Source organism: Actinoplanes sp. GCM10030250 (genome assembly GCF_042666575.1).
Lineage (GTDB): Bacteria > Actinomycetota > Actinomycetes > Mycobacteriales > Micromonosporaceae > Actinoplanes.
On the sequence record NZ_JBHTDO010000094.1, the window covers coordinates 1 to 1,506 of the forward strand.

Below are 1,506 nucleotides of genomic sequence, written 5' to 3' on the forward strand. Positions count from 1 at the left end.
CGGCGGGAGTGCCCTGTGTCAACCGGTTGGCTGGGGTGAGGTGAGTAGGTTTTGCAGGGCGCGGTGTTCGGCCGGGTTGTAGGGGGTGTTGGTGGTCCAGCATTTCCAGATCACGGTGATCCAGGCGCGGGCCAGGATGCGGACGGCGTGGTTGTGTTTCTTGCCGCGGGCGCGGGCTTGTTGGTAGAGGTCAGCGGCCCAAGGGTTGCTCAGGCGGCTGTCGCCGGCAAAGTTGCAGACCGCGTTGCGTAGATGTTTGTCGACCGCCCAGCGGAACGCGACGATGCGGGTGTTGCCCGATTGCCGGGTCGACGGGGTGACCCCGGCCAGCCCGGCCAGGGACGCTGCGGTAGGGAACCGGCCCCGGCAGTCACCGATCTCGGCCAGCAGCCACGCCGCCCGGACAGTCCCGGCTCGCGGCAGCGAGGTGAAGATCGCCGCGTCCGGGTGCTCGGCCAGGGCAGCGGCGATCTGACTTTCGAGAGCGTCGATCTGCTGGATGACCGTGTTCAGCGCGCTCAGGTATGCCTGAGTGACCCCGGCCAGTGCCTGCCCGGCCGGCCCCCGGACACCGGACGCGGCCGAACGGAGTCGTTCGAGCAGCGTCGCGGCGGTTCTGACGTGGTAGTGGCGAGCCTTCAACCACGGCGTCAACACGGCCTCGGACAGTGCGTCCACGGCGTCCTGAGTACCGAACTCGGCGATGAACGCCCGCGACACCAGCGCGTCGAGCTCAGCGAACAGCCCCACCACGCCCGGCGTCACGCTCAGCAGATGCGCCCGCAGCTGGTTAGCGATCGCCAGCCGATGCCCGAGCAGGTCCTGCCGGGCCCGCACCAACGCCCGCAACGCCTGCGTGTCTGCCCGGTCAGGGACCAGCGGGACCAGCCGACGCCGATCGGTGCGGACCACATCGGCCAGCACGAACGCGTCGAACCGGTCGTCCTTGTTACCCGCCGACCCGTACCGGCCACGCAACGACTTGACCTGCGACGGCGGAATCACGAACACCGTCAGGCCCGCCGCCAGCAACGCCGTAACCAGCGGCCCGTCGCCGCGTTCGATCCCCGTACCCGCCACCCGATGATCGGACAGCAACGTGATCAACCGGGTGATACCGGCCTTGTCATGTGCCACCATGACTCGCTCGACGACCTCACCGTCGCCGTCGATCACACACACGACATGACTGTTCTCAGCCCAGTCGACACCCGCGAACATTCGCGCCGGCCCCGGCTCGTGTTGCACACTCAAAGCTGCTTGACCTCGCTGCTCTCATCAGCTGGACAAGCACCCAGGTCCCGGGGCATCACTGCCGGACGCTCATTGACGGGCGCTCAACGGCGCAGTAGCCCTGTCGCCAGTCGGGATGCCCCGGACCGCCAGGCCCCGCTAACACTCCCGCAAGCCCTCAACCAAGGGGGCAGCAACGGTGGGCGGTGACCCGACGGCCCAGATGCCACCCGACCCTACGGGCCGGGCAACAACAAGGCTCCACCAATGAGC

Annotated in this window: 1 protein-coding gene; it reads right to left on the minus strand. The window is 68.2% G+C overall.

Translation table 11 applies throughout. The annotated features are described in order from the left end of the window. Positions 1-18: 18 nt before the first annotated feature. Positions 19-1,221, minus strand: coding sequence for an IS110 family transposase (locus tag ACFQV6_RS44165; protein ID WP_378033725.1), 1,203 nt, complete (start codon positions 1,219-1,221; stop codon positions 19-21). Between the last annotated feature and the right edge of the window lie 285 nt (positions 1,222-1,506).